Raw genomic sequence first — 13477 nt, 5'->3', positions numbered from 1 at the left:
CAAGGCAAACAGATGACGATCATAGAGAACGAAAGAGCCTCGCGCTTCCCCGACGCCGAACTCAAGGCCCGCGCCGCCTGGCACTATTATGTCGAGGGTCTTACGCAGGAGCGGATTTCCGAAATTCTCGGCGTCGGCCGCATCAAGGTGCATCGCATTCTCTCGGCCGCCCGCGAAGAGGGTGTCGTCCAGTTCCGCATCCGCGACAGCGTTGTCGAATGCGTGATCCTGGAGGAAAGCCTCAAGCAGCGCTTCGGGCTCAGCCAGGCTGTTGTGGTACCGTCGGCGGCCGACCGAAGCAACGCGCCGCTGATGATCGGCCACGCCGCCGCCGCCTACCTGGCCGACCATGTGAACGCCGGCGATGTCATCGCGCTGGGCTGGGGGCGGACGCTGAAATTCGCCATCAATGAATTGCCACGGCGGCCGATCGCCAGGACAACGGTGGTTTCGATGCTTGGCGGCCTCACCCATGCACAGCCGCTCAACCCGACCGAAAGCGCCTGGGATTTCGCCGAGAAGATCGGTGCGGAGTGTTTCCTGCTGCCGGTGCCGGTCTATGCCGACAGGCCGGAGCAGCGCGATGCTTTCATGAGCCAGCGCAGCGTTCAGGATGTTGTTTTCCGCGCGCGCCGGGCAAACATCGCCGTGCTCAGCGTCGGCTCGTTTTCCAGCGACAGCCCGATCGCCAATTACGGCTTCATCAAGCCAAGTGAACTCGAGGAACTGCAGGCGGCCGGTGCCGTCGGCGATATTCTGTGTCATTTCATCGACGCCGAGGGCCGCCCGGTCGACCACGAGGTCAACCGCCGCGTCTGTGCCTATCCGCTGCAGGATCTGTCGGATATTCCTAGCATAATCCTGGTTTCGGGAGGGCAGGAAAAGATTGCCATCATGCGGGCGGCGCTGGCCAACACCAAGGTATCGGTTCTGATCACCGACGAGGATGCGGCCAAGGGGCTGCTCAACCGCTAGATTTCGTCGAGAGCGCCGAGGCGGGTGTGGATGTCGCGCGTCGCCTGATAAAGGTCGCGGTAGATTTCCTTGCGGCTGCGATAGGCGGCGACAAGCCCGTCGACCGGATCGACATGCCTGGTGGGAGCGGCAGCCATTACCTCTGCTGCGGCTTCCGGCGAGGCAAACCAGCCGACAGCCGCTGCCGCCAGCATGGCAGCGCCGAGTGCGGCGGCTTCGTTGACCGGCGAAACCGAGAGCGGCCGCTCGAGCACGCTTGCCATGATCTGCATTAGCAGCGCGCAATTGGTGCCGCCGCCGGCGGCAATCATCGCCGCCGGTCCGCCGGCCTGGGCTTCCATGGCCTCGGTGGCGACGGCCTGCTCGAAGGCGATGCCTTCCAGGACAGCGCGGAAGAGATGCTCCGGCCGGTGATCGAGCGACAGGCCGACAATGGCGCCGCGCGCCGCACCGTCCCAATACGGGCTCATGACGCCGGCCCAATAGGGCATGACGAGCAGGCCCTCGCTGCCCGCGGCAACATCCAGCGCCACTTTCTCCAGCGCTGCCGCCGAGGGCGAACCGGTGGTTCGCACGATCCAGTCGACCAGCTGCATGCCCGATCGCAGCACGGTCTCCAGCATGAATCCGGAGCCGGTCGGCGAGACCAGCGTGCGAAAGGCGTCCGAGGTTTTCACCTTGCCGGAATAGCAGCCGCTGACCACGCCGGAGCCGAGCGAGAGATAGCTCTTGCCCTCGCCGTAGACGCCCATGCCGAGGCCCATCGCCTGGCCGTCCCCAGCGCCGGCAACGACCGGCGTGCCGGCCCTCAGGCCGGTCAGCTGCGCTATGCTTGCGGAAAGACTGCCGCAGACCACGCCCGGCGCGACCAGCTCGGGCAATTGCTCCATTTGCAGTCCGGCGGCCGCAACGAGGCGGGGATGCCAGGTACCTTTCTCGACGTCGAGCAGCCCGAGCGGATCCGCACTTGCGGTGCTGGTGACCAATCGCCCGGTCAGCCGCTGGACGAAGAAACCGTGCACGTCGACCAGTGCCGCTGCCTGGCGAAGCACTTGCGGCTGGTGCTCGGCAAGCCAGGCAATGGCGTAGAGCGCCGGCGTCGGGTCCGGGGGCTTGCCGCTCCAGTCGCGGATCGCCTCGCGGCCGAGTTCGGCCGAAAGCCTGATAACCTGCGGCCGGGCGCGTTCGTCGAGCCACAGGATCGCCGGCATGAGTGCTTTGCCGGCGCTGTCCACCAGCGTGAAGGTCTCTCGCTGGTGAGCGATGCAGATCGCCGCCACCCGCGTAGCGCCGACCGCCTCGGTGACCTGCTTCAATGCGCCAAGCAGCGCCGTCCACCACTGTTCGGCGTCCTGCTCGAAATGGCCGGGCTTCGGATTTGAAAGCGGGTACGGCTCGCGCGCCTGGAACAGCTCCTCGCCGTCGCGCGCGAAGGCAATCGCCTTCACGGCCGTGGTCGAGGCGTCGATCCCGATTACGACATCGTCCATCAGGCGGAGATCCAGCGGGGTCAGGCTGCGTTTGTAACGAACCGTCCGTCCGACTGGTCGAGACGGCGGCGGATCTGGGTTATCACCATCGAATCGTCGGGTACACAATTTTCATAGGTCAGGAAGTCGCCGGTCTTGAGCGGCTTGACCACCTTGGCGCGTTCGGCAAGGCCGAGCGGCAGGGCGCCGCGGGCGCGCGCATCCCCCCAGGTCATGGCGAAGCCGCGATAGTCGTTCTCGCCGATCATGCCGAGCGACTGGCCAACGCCAAGATCGCTCTTGGCGACCGCCACCGCCTCGGCCACAGGATGGTCGAGCGGCTCCATGTCGGCCCGCTTGTAGACCACGGCGCGCGCCGCCGACAGCGGCACTTCCAGGCTGGTCAGATGATAGGGCCGGAAGATCGTGAAATAGGGGCCCTTGCCGACCTTGAGGTCGATCATGCGCTCCAGCACACGCGGATGCCGGGTCTCGATGATGCAGAACACGCCGGGCGCCACTCCCTTGCCGATCGAGTAATCGACCACGCCCTTGCGATGCAGCACGCCGCCATCCTCGCGCGGGCAAAGCACGCTGGCCAACTCCTCCAGCGTCGCGGTCGGGCCGTGCATGCCCGGCACGTCGGGCACCAGGCCGGTCGCATTGGCGATCGCCACCATCTCGATCGCCGTCTTCGAGCCGTCGACGAATTCGACCAGCATGCGCGCATTCATGTTGCGCTCGGCCGCCTCCTTCTCGTAGTCGGCCGGCATGGCGTCGATCTTCAGCGGATTGTTCTTGCCCTTGCCGGCGGCGATGATGTTGAAGCCGAGGCTTTTGGCAAAGCCGATGATCTCCAGCGTGCAGGCGGGCTCGTCGCCGGCGGCACCGGTATAGACGACGCCGGCCTTGCGTGCCTCCTCCTTGAGGAAGCGGCCGATGGTGATGTCGGCCTCGACATTGAGCATGACGATATGCTTGCCGTTCTTCATCACTTCGAGCGCAAACAGCGTGCCGATATTGGGATTACCCGTTGCGTCGATGATGACGTCGATCCGGCCGGCCGCCGCCAGCGCATGCAAATCTTCGGTCACCGCGATCTTGCCGGCCTCGATGGCGCGGTCGATCGCGGCCGCATTGCCGGCATGGACGATGTCGGAACGGTCATGGCCAGCGAGCAGCGCCGCGTCGATCGCTGCCTGCGGCCTGACTTCGGAAATGGCGCCGATCCGCATGCCCGGCATCAGCGCGACCTGGACGACGATGTCGGTGCCCATCTGTCCGGCGCCGGCAAGCCCGATGGTGATCGGCCCCTGCTGTTCAGCGCGCTGCAGAAGTTCCGCTGCAAATTGCGGATGGGACATGTCGCTTCCTCCAGTTCCTGACGCGCCGCAGCGTCCAAATCAACGGTTTGAACATTTCTATTTGCAAATGAAAAATATTTCAACCGGCAATTGGGCATTGTCGCTCTGCAATCGGCCGAAGACGATTGGAGGAGCGGTCATCCACACGGCCGTGCCTCCGCAGTCAGAAGGACGCGGCATATTCAGGTTGATTGGGTGCAGCCTTGTTGTAGCTCAGCTGCCGATTTCGAAGAAGGGCGCACCAAGCAGGCCGGGAACGACATCGATGCCGAGGCCCGGCCCATCCGGAATGCCCATACGGCTTCCCGAAACCGGCGGCATGTTGGATGCGGTGCGCACCGTCACCCATTCGTGGAAGGCGATGGCGTGCAGCCGGCGCTCCTCCGGCGTCGACAGCGACAGATGCGCCATGGCCGATGTGTCGATCTCGGCGCCGCCAGTGTCTTCGACCGTGATCATGAAGCCGAGGTCGACGGCAAGGTCGCGGATCTGGCGCGTTTTGGTGACGCCGCCGAGGCGCGAGATCTTCAGCGTCAGCCCGTCGGCCGCGCCCTTGCGGTGGATGTCGAGCATATCGTCCAACGAGGCGACGGATTCGTCGAGCACCATCGGCTTGTCGAGCGAGCGGCGCACCGACAGGCATTCGTCGATCGTCGTGCAGGGCTGCTCGAACGTGTAGTCGATGGTGCGCGTCGCATCCACGAACTGGCGCGCCTCGTAAGGGGTCCAGCCGGCATTGGCGTCGCAGAAGATGACGGTGCCCTTCGGCACCGCGGCGGCAACGGCTGTGACGCGTTCGATGTCGTCATGGACGTTGCCGCCGACCTTGACCTGCAGCCGTTGAAATCCTTTCCCGACGATGTGCTTGGCAAGTGCGGCCATCGCGTCGACCGTGCCGTGGGTGACGACCTTGTAGAGTTCCGCCGTCTCGCTCTCGCGGCCGCCAAGCAACGTGACCAGCGGCACGTCGGCGGCGCGCGCCGCGAGATCCGAGCATGCCATGTCGAGCGCCGACTTGATGTAGGGATGGCCCTTGAACACCGTGTCCATCAACCTGTTGATACTGGCAAGCCCGCGTGGGTCATGGCCAATGAGATGCGGCGCGATCTCGACGACGCCGGCGCGAGTACCCGCAGCGAAGGCAGGCGAATAGAAATTGCCAAGCGGCGCCATCTCGCCCCAGCCGGTGAGCCCGCTATCGGCGGTGACGGCGACGATCACCGCGTCGAACGCATCGGCGACACGCCCCTTGGACATGCGGTAGGGCCCGTCCACGAAGGGCTGCACGACATGGTAGGCCTTGATGGTTTTGATCTGCACGTTTTCTGTCCGTTGTCTGTGTTCCGGGATGTCCGTCAAATTTGTCGGGCTCAGCCGCCTTTAGGTCGGCCGGCACGATCGGCGCCGGCGCCCTTTGAGCCGCGCTGTTCCAGCCCGCGCGCATAGGCGAGCAGTTCTTCGAAATCCAGGTCGATATGGTCCTTGGCGTGGCGCTGTGCGGCGCGCATGTCGCTGCCCTTGAGCAGCCGTACATAGGTCTCGTGAGCATCTACGGCAGGCACCGGCTCGTTGCGCGCCCGCTGGTGCAGCGCGAAATACATCTGCAGCCGGCTGGTCAGCCGCTGCCAGGTTTCCAGCAGCACCGAATTGTCGGCCCATTCGTGGATCAGGCCATGCAGTTGCAGCGCTGTTTCGATCTGCCGCGTCGTGTCCAGGCCGCGCGTCGCCTGCTTCACCGCCGCATGGCGCCGGTCAAGCTCGTCGAAGAAGCGCTGGTCGCGAAGCGGCCAGGTCCGCTCGATGGCGAACTCGTCGAGCACCTTGTTGAGCGAATAGGCGTCGTCGATGTCCTTGGCGGTGACGTTGATGACGAAGGTTCCGGCGTAGGGGATGCTGGTCAGGATGCCTTCCTGCACCAGCTCGCGCATTGCCTCGCGCAGCGGCGCGCGGCTCACCCGCATCTGCTCGGAAATCCTGAGTTCGTTGAGCTTCTGTCCCGGTTCCAGCCGGCCGGTCAGGATCGCCCGCCGGAGCAGCCCCACGATCTCGGCCCTGCGTGTCGTATCCGCGATCGGACTGAAATCCAGCTTTGCCATTCGGCTGCTCCAGGGAACCGAAAGCAAGACAAGCAGATTGTCGACAATCTTACAAGAGCTGGATTCTCGATCCTGGAGACATTGGCGCCCTTCCGGCCTCGGCCAGCCTGACCATGCAAGCCGACCAGGTCCCGGCCGCTGAGCGTCAGCTGGCTTCTCGCAGCGGGAAACAACCTGGTGCGTAGCCTTCGCAATGTCCATTGACGACTGGGAAGGTTTGTGTCACTAGCAGTGACATGAATTCACAAACGATGACTCAGAAATACGAGAGCCCGCTGCGGGCAGAGCAGGCGCAGGCCACGCGCGAGCGCATCCTCGCGTCCATTCGAACGATTCTGGAGCAAAATCCGTACAGCCTCCTTGGCTTCGATGAGGTTGCCGAGGTTTCGGGCGTAAACCGACGGACCATCTTCCGCCATTTCCCGACGAAGGAAGCGCTTTTGGAAGCCTTTTGGGCCAGCACCAATGCCTCTCTGGGAGTGCGGTTCTGGCCTGAGCGGGAGCAGGATCTGATCGATCTTCCTCCCGACCTTTTCGCCTCGTTGGACGCAATCGAAGGCGTAGTCAGAGCCTCGCATGCGAGCGCTACCGGGCGCGAGATGCGCCTGCAAGCCAATGGTGAGCGGCAACGTGCCTTTCAGAGCAGCCTTTCGCAAGTCGCAAACGGAATGGACCCGAAGGCGGCGCGCCAGCTTGAGGCCGTGATCCAGCTCCTGTTCAGCGCCACTGCCTGGCAGACGATGAAAGACTACTGGGGTCTTACCGGCCGTGAGGCCGGAGAGGCAGCCGCCTGGGCAATTCGCGCCTTGCTCAATGCGGCAAAATCGCAGCAAGGCGCTGTTCGAAAGGAAAAAGCAAGTGACTTGGCATAAGACCAAAGCGACGGTCCATCCGGCCGATTCGGTTCAAGGCTTCTGGGTAATGGGCGATCAGGTCGCTGTCCGGGCAAAGCTCGCTGGGACGGCACTCAACGTGATCGACGTCACGGTACCTCCTGGAAGCGGCACGCCGCCCCACACGCATCCTTCCGCGGAAATTTTCCGCATTCTCGAGGGCACCCTCACGATATGGACAATGATCGATGGGGTCGCGCAAGAATATGAGGTGGAACCCGGTGATGTCGTCACCATTCCGGGCAACGCGCCCCATGGCTATCGCAATGCTGGTCCCGTGCCGGTTATTTTCATGGCGATCGTCGACGACGAGATGATCGCATTCTTCGAAGAGGCTGCATCCAAGGACGCGCCCTCCGGCCCGCCGACCGCTGGCATGATTAACCGCGTGATCGAGCTTACCGGACGCCACGGGATCCGGATCCTGCAGGCGGCCTGACCGGCGAAACCGTTGCGCCAGGATTTGACCTGGAAGACGGTGCCTTATGCCGCCTAAATCCAGCAGTCCATCCATCCAGGTCGAAGCGGGCGTTCGCGCGAGTGATACGTGTAGCCGCGACAAGCCGTCGGCTGGATGGATGTCTCGTTTGCTGATCCACAAACTGCCTTCACAGTTGGAGAGCGCCTCTATGCTGCCATCGTCGCCAGAGCCGCCGTTCGCACTACGGCTTGAATCGGCCGTGTCGAAAACATCAGCAAAAACGGCGCCCTTGGCGTGGGAGCCGAGGGCGCCGCGGGACCGGAACCTGATGGGGGTTATCAGGTGGCCGGTTTCTCGGGCAGCGGCGAGATCGGCATTCCCGGGCCGATCTTCTGCAGATTGCCGGTAATCACCCGGTCGCCTTCGGCCACACCGCTCAAGATGGCGACCTGATCGCCATTGGTCGGTCCGAGCGAAACGATACGCTGGTCGACCGTGTTGTCCTTGCCGACGACATAGAGGTATTTGCCGAGCTGGCCTGAGCCGAGTGCCGTCTGCGGTACCATCAGCGCATCGGGCTGCTCTTTGACGTGCAGCCGGACGCGGACATATTGGCCGGGCAGCAGCGTGAACTTGCCGTTGCCGACCGTCGCCCGTGCCGTGATCGTGCCGGTCGATCGATCGATCGTGTTGTCCATGAAGGTAAGATCGCCCTTCTGGCGCGGTTCCGTTTCACCGGGAAGCAGGACGTCGACACTGATCGGTCCCGCGGCGCGGGCCTCCTCGATCTGTGTCAGGTCCGTTTCGCTCGGATTGAAGGTGACGTAGATCGGATCGAGCTGCACCAGCGAATTGAGCACCGTGCCGGCGACGCTGACCAGCGTTCCAACAGATGCTTGGCTGCGTCCGATGCGTCCCGCGAACGGGGCACGGATTTCGGTGTAGCTCAAATTGAGCTCGGCGGTCCGCAAGGCGGCCTGGTTCACGGCGAGCGAGGCCTGAGCCTCACGCAAGGTGCTGGTGCGCTGGTCGAACACGTCCTTGGCGAGATAGCCGCTCTTGGCGAGTTCGCTGCCGCGCCCGAGATTGGAGCGCGCATAGTCGAGCGTCGCCGTGTCGCGCTGGATAAGCGCCTTCGCCTGCTCGAGGGCAGCCTGGAAATCCTCAGGGGCGATCTTGTAGAGAAGGTCGCCCTTCGCAACGTCGCTGCCGTCGGTAGCGACCTGCTCCTGCAGATAACCCGGCACGCGCGCCTGCAGCGTGATGCTGCGGATCGGCTCCACCCGGGCGGCGTAGTCGAGATAGATCGGGATCGTCTTCTTGACGACGCTCACCACCGGCACCGGCATGACAAAAGCTTCCGGCTTGGGTGTCGCCGCCCCGGCTGTGCCGGCGTTGAGGCTGAGGCTGCCCATGTCGAGCAGGTGAACGCTCGCCACCGAAATCGCCCCAAGGGCGACGGCCGTTCCCAGCGCGATTTTCCATTTACGCATGATCAATTCTCCAGTCCTATTCGGCCGCTTCGGCCAATGGCTCGAAGGCGGGTTCGGCAGTTGGTTGTTCGGTCGCTTCGGAAACCGGTTCGCTCTCGCTGCGGCGCTCGCGCAGCTGCTCGATCACCGCATAGAAGACCGGCACGAACACCAGCGACAGGATCGTCGCCGCGACCATGCCGCCAAAGACGGTGGTGCCGATCGACTGCCGGCTTGCGGCACCCGCACCCGTGGCGAACATCAGCGGCAGCACGCCGAGGATGAAGGCGAAGGCGGTCATCAGGATCGGTCGCAGCCGAAGCCGCGCCGCTTCCATCGCGGCGTCGACGATGCTGAGGCCTTCTTCGCGCCGGCGCCGGGCAAACTCGACGATCAGAATCGCGTTCTTGGCCGCCAGTCCGATCAGCATGACGAAGCCTATCTGCGAATAGACGTCGATCTGCATGCCGCGCAGCCACAGCACGACGAATGCACCGAACAGTGCGAGCGGCACCGCCAGCAGCACCATGAACGGCATCGCCCAGCTCTCATATTGCGCGGCGAGGATCAGGAAGACGAAGACGATCGCGAGACCAAAGACGACGGATGCGATCGATCCCGCCTTGAGCTCCTGATAGGTGATGCCGGTCCATTCGTAGCCGAAATCTCTCGGCAATGCCGTGGCAGCGGCACGTTCCATCGCCGCCACCGCCTGGCCGGACGAAAAGCCGGGGGCGGCGCCGCCATTGATCAGGGCCGACGCATTGTTGTTGTAGTGCGGCACGGTCTCGGGGCCGACGACGGGCACAAGCTTGCCCAGCGTGCTCAGCGGCACCATGCCACCCGACGCATTGCGGACATAGAGCCGCGATATGTCGGCCGGACCGGCGCGAGAGTCCTTGTCGGCCTGTATCGTCACCCGGAAGGTGCGGCCGAACAGGTTGAAATCGTTCACATAGAGCGAGCCGAGATAGATCTGCAGCGTATTGAACACGTCCGGCAGGTTGAGCCCGAGCAGCTTCGCCTTGGCGCGATCGAGATCGTAGTTGAACTGCGGCGTCGAGGTCGAGAACGACGAGAACAATTGCTGTGGGTTGAGCTCGGGCTGCTTGCGCGCCTCGGCAATCACGGCTTGCGTCGCATCGTTGAGCGCCACGCTGCCGCGGCCGGTCAGGTCCTCGACCTGGAACTCGAAGCCCCCGGTGGTGCCAATGCCTGGGATCGACGGCGGGTCGAAGCTCAGCGCAAAAGCCTCTGGAATTTGCAGCAGCTTGTTGCGCACGTCGGCGACGAGCTTAGACGCGCTCTGATCGGGGCCGCGTTCGTCCCATGGCTTCAGGATAGCGAATTCGACCGCCGAATTCGACTGCGCGGCACTGGTCAGGAAGTTCAAGCCGCTGATCGAGCCGACGATGTCGACGCCGGGCGTGTTCTGCAGGATGTCGCGTGCCTTTTGCGCCACCGCGTCGGTGCGTTCCAGCGAGGCCCCGTCGGGGAGCTGGATGACGACGAAGAAATAGCCCTGGTCCTCGACCGGAAGGAAGGTCGAGGGCAGGCGCTGCCAGACGAAATAGGTCGCGACAAGTCCGGCCGCGAACACGCCGAGCATGATCCAGCGCAGGCGGATGAGAATACGGACCCCATTCGCATAGGCATGCGCCAGCCGTTCGAAGCCCATGTTGAACCAGCGGAACAGCACGAACTGCGTTTCCGGCCGGTGGCGCAGGAAGGCGGCGCTGAGCGACGGGGTAAGCGTCAGCGAGACGAAGGCCGAGATGCCGAAGGAGATCGCCACCGTCAGGGCGAACTGGTTGTAGAGCCGGCCGGACACGCCCGGAATGAAGGCGACCGGCACGAACACCGCCATCAGCACGGCGGTCGTCGCGATGATCGGGCCGGTGACCTCCGCCATCGCGGTGCGCGTGGCAGCCAGAGGTTTGAGACCGGCCTCAAGTTGGCGTTCGACATTCTCGACGACGACGATGGCGTCGTCGACGACGAGGCCAATCGCCAGCACCATGCCGAGCAGGCTGAGCATGTTCAGTGAGAAGCCAAGCATATGCATGACGGCCAGCGTCGCCACCAGCGACACCGGAATTGCGATCGTCGGGATGATCGTGGTGCGCCAGCTTTGCAGGAAGATGAACACCACGGCGACGACCAGGACCAGCGCTTCGCCGAGCGTGATCAGCACGTCGTGCATTGAGGCCGAAACGAAACGTGTCGTATCGTAATGCATGGCGTAGCTGACGCCCTTCGGGAAACGGGCCGACAGCTCCTGCATCTTGTCCTTGACGCGCTGCTGCAGATCGAGCGCGTTGGAGCCCGGCATCTGGTAGACCGCGAGCACCACCGTCGGGTCCTTGCCGAAGAAGGCCGACGACGAATATTGCAGCGCGCCGAGCTCGATGCGCGCAACGTCGCGCAGCCTGACCAGCGAGCCGTTGGCGGTATTGGCCCGCACGACGATGTCGCCGAACTCCTTGGGATCGCTCAGCCTGCCGACGGCGTTGACCTGCATCTCGAAGGCGGTGCCGGCCGGAGCCGGCGACTGCCCGATCTTGCCGGCCGCCACCTGGACGTTCTGCTCGGCGACGGCGTTCTGCACGTCGACGGCAGTAATGCCGAGATTGGCTAGCTTGTCGGGGTCGAGCCAGATGCGCATCGAATAGCGCCGCTCACCGAAGATCTGCACGTCGCCGACGCCGGGCAGGCGCTTCAGCGGATCGACCACCTGCAAGTAGGCGAGGTTGCTCAGCGCGACCGGGTTGACGGAACCGTCTGGCGAGGTGAGGTCGACGATCAGGACGAAGTTCGGGTTCTGCTTCTTGATCGTCACGCCGCCCTGATTGACGATGGCCGGCAACGAGGAAGCCGCCTGCGAAACGCGGTTCTGGACGTCGACGGCCGCCGTGCTCAGATCGTAGCCGACGTCGAAGGTGATCGTGATCGTCGAGGAGCCGTCATTGGAGCTCGACGACGACATATAGGTCATCCCCTGGACGCCGTTGATCTGCTGTTCGAGCGGCGTCGTCACCGTGTCGGCGACGACCTGCGCGCTGGCGCCCGGGTAATGGGCGCTGACCACGACCTGGGGCGGCGTGATGTCGGGAAACTGCGAGACGGGCAGGAGGAAATAACAGATCCCTCCGGCGAGCACCATGATGATGGCGATCGCCGACGCAAAGATCGGACGATGAATGAAGAAGTTTACCATGATATGCATGCCTCGCCCGATGCTCTGGCCCGGCCAAACGCCCTGGCTACCCTGGAAAGCCGCCGGCTGCGTGTTGAGCCGGAATCTTCGAGAAAGCCGAAATCTTCAAGGCGGCGCGGCGCATTGCGGCGCTCGGCCTGTTCGTCCGCCAGCGCACGCAGCATCGCCTCGAAGGACCGCGGGTCGACGCGGTCGGCTTTCATCAGCATGCGGATCATCGGATCCCTTACGACTTCATCGATCGTCAGATCATTGCGCTGCGACATCGAAGCGGCTCCTGGTTTTTGGTGATCCGCGGCAAGCCGCGCATCTGGTGTTTTCTTGCTCGCCGGCCGAGGCCGTGAGGTGCGGTTCGTCCCCTTGCCGATCGGGGCGGGGCTGATGGCTGGCACTTGCGAGTTTGACATGATGCAATGCGGGTGTTACAGGTAAGTAACATCTCTAACGTTACAGACCGGTAACACCCTAGTCAAGAGGTGCACCGAGGGAATTTCGGGAAACGCAATCACGGAGGTTTTGATGACAGACGTTGTTGTGGAGCGTGTTCGCCCCCGGGACAGGATCCTGGAGACGGCACGGGACATGTTTCACAAGCATGGCATTCGCGGCGTCGGCATCGACGCCATCACCGAGGCCGCCGGCACAAACAAGATGACGCTCTACCGGCATTTCGAGTCCAAGGACGACCTGATCATCGAATGTCTGCGGGCGACTGCCTGCAGCGCCAACGCGATGTGGGAGAAGTTCGAGGCCGAGAATCCGGGCGACAAGCTGGCGCAGCTGCATGCCTGGGTCCGGATGGCGGCCGATTGCCTGATGTCGGATCGCCGCGGTTGCGACATGGCCAACGCCGCCATCGAGCTGAGCGAGGCCGATCATCCGGCAAGGCAAGTGATCAAGGAGCTCAAGGAAGCGCAGCGCGAGCGGCTGGTCTGGCTGTGTCGCGATGCCGGCATCGGCCAGGCCGAGCTTCTTGCGGACACGCTGTCGCTGTTGCTCGAGGGCGCCCGCGTCAGCCTGCAAAGCGTCGGCGCCGAGGGCCCGAGCGCGCAGTTCGTCCGCATGGCGGAAGGCCTGATCACGTCTTTCAGGGCCAGATAGTCTCGCAAGCGGCGAAACGATACGTGGCGTTTCGATTGCGGGCCGCGTCGCCGGGTGATGTCTCGTCCCATCGCGATGTGCCATCTCGCGTCTCCTGTGCCGATCCTCCGCACCATGGCCGGCGCGGCGTTGATCGCTGGTCGTGAGGCAGGATAGGGCCGCCGGCGAACCGGTGAGAGTGACAAGTGTGACAGGATTCTGCCCGACAAGCCGCGGCGGTCGCAGCGAAGCTCATCGATCCGCGGATCAGCAAACGTGTCCGGTGCTGTCCCGACCGCAAGCATTGGCCGCTATCCCGGAGCTGGAACAAAAAAAGCCCGCTGCCGGGAGGAGGTGGCAGCGGGCTCGATTTCGAATACGGCACGGGAGGAGGGGTACCGCACTCAGCGTCGGCATCGCATCTGGGAGAAGTAGATGGCCGACACCTGCAAAACTATCGATTGCCCAATGATTCGGCAACCACAAAAGT

General features: G+C 63.8%; 11 protein-coding genes. 4 read left to right on the top strand and 7 right to left on the bottom strand.

The annotated features are described in order from the left end of the window. The first annotated feature begins 12 nt into the window (after positions 1-12). Positions 13-975, top strand: coding sequence for a sugar-binding transcriptional regulator (locus NKJ32_RS24375; RefSeq protein ID WP_352621190.1), 963 nt, complete (start codon positions 13-15; stop codon positions 973-975). On the opposite strand, the gene NKJ32_RS24370 is transcribed toward NKJ32_RS24375, so the two are convergent. From NKJ32_RS24370 to NKJ32_RS24355, 4 genes are all read right to left on the bottom strand, one after another. Beyond that, the gene (locus NKJ32_RS24370; RefSeq protein ID WP_352829096.1) at positions 972-2465 is read right to left on the bottom strand and encodes a xylulokinase; all 1494 of its coding nucleotides are present in this window, start codon (positions 2463-2465) and stop codon (positions 972-974) included. The genes NKJ32_RS24375 and NKJ32_RS24370 overlap by 4 nt on opposite strands. Before the next feature lie 20 nt (positions 2466-2485). After that, the gene (locus tag NKJ32_RS24365; protein WP_352590126.1) at positions 2486-3808 is read right to left on the bottom strand and encodes an NAD(P)H-dependent oxidoreductase; all 1323 of its coding nucleotides are present in this window, start codon (positions 3806-3808) and stop codon (positions 2486-2488) included. 213 nt (positions 3809-4021) lie between these two features. Then, entirely contained in the window at positions 4022-5128 is a 1107-nt protein-coding gene (locus NKJ32_RS24360) for a mandelate racemase/muconate lactonizing enzyme family protein (RefSeq protein WP_352590123.1), read from the bottom strand. Positions 5129-5178: 50 nt separating this feature from the next. After that, positions 5179-5904: a GntR family transcriptional regulator gene (locus tag NKJ32_RS24355; RefSeq protein ID WP_352590120.1), complete on the bottom strand. Its 726-nt coding sequence runs from the start codon at positions 5902-5904 to the stop codon at positions 5179-5181. A gap of 251 nt (positions 5905-6155) precedes the next feature. Here NKJ32_RS24355 and NKJ32_RS24350 point away from each other — a divergent pair, with 251 nt between their 5' ends. Together NKJ32_RS24350 and NKJ32_RS24345 are read left to right on the top strand one after the other, a co-directional pair. Further along, the gene (locus NKJ32_RS24350) at positions 6156-6776 is read left to right on the top strand and encodes a TetR/AcrR family transcriptional regulator (RefSeq protein ID WP_352455172.1); all 621 of its coding nucleotides are present in this window, start codon (positions 6156-6158) and stop codon (positions 6774-6776) included. After that, a complete protein-coding gene (locus tag NKJ32_RS24345) occupies positions 6763-7236 on the top strand; it encodes a cupin domain-containing protein (RefSeq protein ID WP_352590118.1) in 474 nt (157 codons plus the stop codon). Before NKJ32_RS24350 ends, NKJ32_RS24345 begins: the two co-directional genes overlap by 14 nt. Positions 7237-7556: 320 nt before the next feature. Here NKJ32_RS24345 and NKJ32_RS24340 read toward each other — a convergent pair whose 3' ends face one another. The 3 genes from NKJ32_RS24340 to NKJ32_RS24330 are packed head-to-tail and all read right to left on the bottom strand — an operon-like array spanning position 7557 to position 12173. After that, the gene (locus NKJ32_RS24340) at positions 7557-8711 is read right to left on the bottom strand and encodes an efflux RND transporter periplasmic adaptor subunit (RefSeq protein WP_352590115.1); all 1155 of its coding nucleotides are present in this window, start codon (positions 8709-8711) and stop codon (positions 7557-7559) included. Between the two features lie 16 nt (positions 8712-8727). Beyond that, positions 8728-11907 carry an efflux RND transporter permease subunit gene (locus NKJ32_RS24335; protein ID WP_352452553.1) on the bottom strand — a complete coding sequence of 1060 codons (3180 nt, stop codon included), beginning with the start codon at positions 11905-11907 and terminating at the stop codon, positions 8728-8730. Continuing rightward, a complete protein-coding gene (locus tag NKJ32_RS24330) occupies positions 11901-12173 on the bottom strand; it encodes a hypothetical protein (protein WP_031211028.1) in 273 nt (90 codons plus the stop codon). Before NKJ32_RS24330 ends, NKJ32_RS24335 begins: the two co-directional genes overlap by 7 nt. A gap of 253 nt (positions 12174-12426) precedes the next feature. Here NKJ32_RS24330 and NKJ32_RS24325 point away from each other — a divergent pair, with 253 nt between their 5' ends. Then, on the top strand, positions 12427-13008 hold the full coding sequence (locus NKJ32_RS24325; protein WP_352829094.1) for a TetR/AcrR family transcriptional regulator: 582 nt from the start codon (positions 12427-12429) through the stop codon (positions 13006-13008). Positions 13009-13477: the final 469 nt, after the last annotated feature.

The sequence above is a fragment of the Mesorhizobium sp. M0159 genome, from assembly GCF_040322295.1.
Taxonomy (GTDB): domain Bacteria; phylum Pseudomonadota; class Alphaproteobacteria; order Rhizobiales; family Rhizobiaceae; genus Mesorhizobium.
The sequence above is the reverse complement of the archived record's forward strand: the minus strand, read 5'-3'. Positions and strand labels throughout refer to the sequence as shown.

Coding starts and splice junctions, on each gene's coding strand:
- NKJ32_RS24350 (WP_352455172.1), top strand. CDS start 6,156: ATGACTCAGAAATACGAGAGCCCGCTGCGGGCAGAGCAGGCGCAGGCC.
- NKJ32_RS24355 (WP_352590120.1), bottom strand. CDS start 5,904: ATGGCAAAGCTGGATTTCAGTCCGATCGCGGATACGACACGCAGGGCC.
- NKJ32_RS24335 (WP_352452553.1), bottom strand. CDS start 11,907: ATGGTAAACTTCTTCATTCATCGTCCGATCTTTGCGTCGGCGATCGCC.
- NKJ32_RS24330 (WP_031211028.1), bottom strand. CDS start 12,173: ATGTCGCAGCGCAATGATCTGACGATCGATGAAGTCGTAAGGGATCCG.
- NKJ32_RS24365 (WP_352590126.1), bottom strand. CDS start 3,808: ATGTCCCATCCGCAATTTGCAGCGGAACTTCTGCAGCGCGCTGAACAG.
- NKJ32_RS24370 (WP_352829096.1), bottom strand. CDS start 2,465: ATGGACGATGTCGTAATCGGGATCGACGCCTCGACCACGGCCGTGAAG.
- NKJ32_RS24340 (WP_352590115.1), bottom strand. CDS start 8,711: ATGCGTAAATGGAAAATCGCGCTGGGAACGGCCGTCGCCCTTGGGGCG.
- NKJ32_RS24325 (WP_352829094.1), top strand. CDS start 12,427: ATGACAGACGTTGTTGTGGAGCGTGTTCGCCCCCGGGACAGGATCCTG.
- NKJ32_RS24375 (WP_352621190.1), top strand. CDS start 13: ATGACGATCATAGAGAACGAAAGAGCCTCGCGCTTCCCCGACGCCGAA.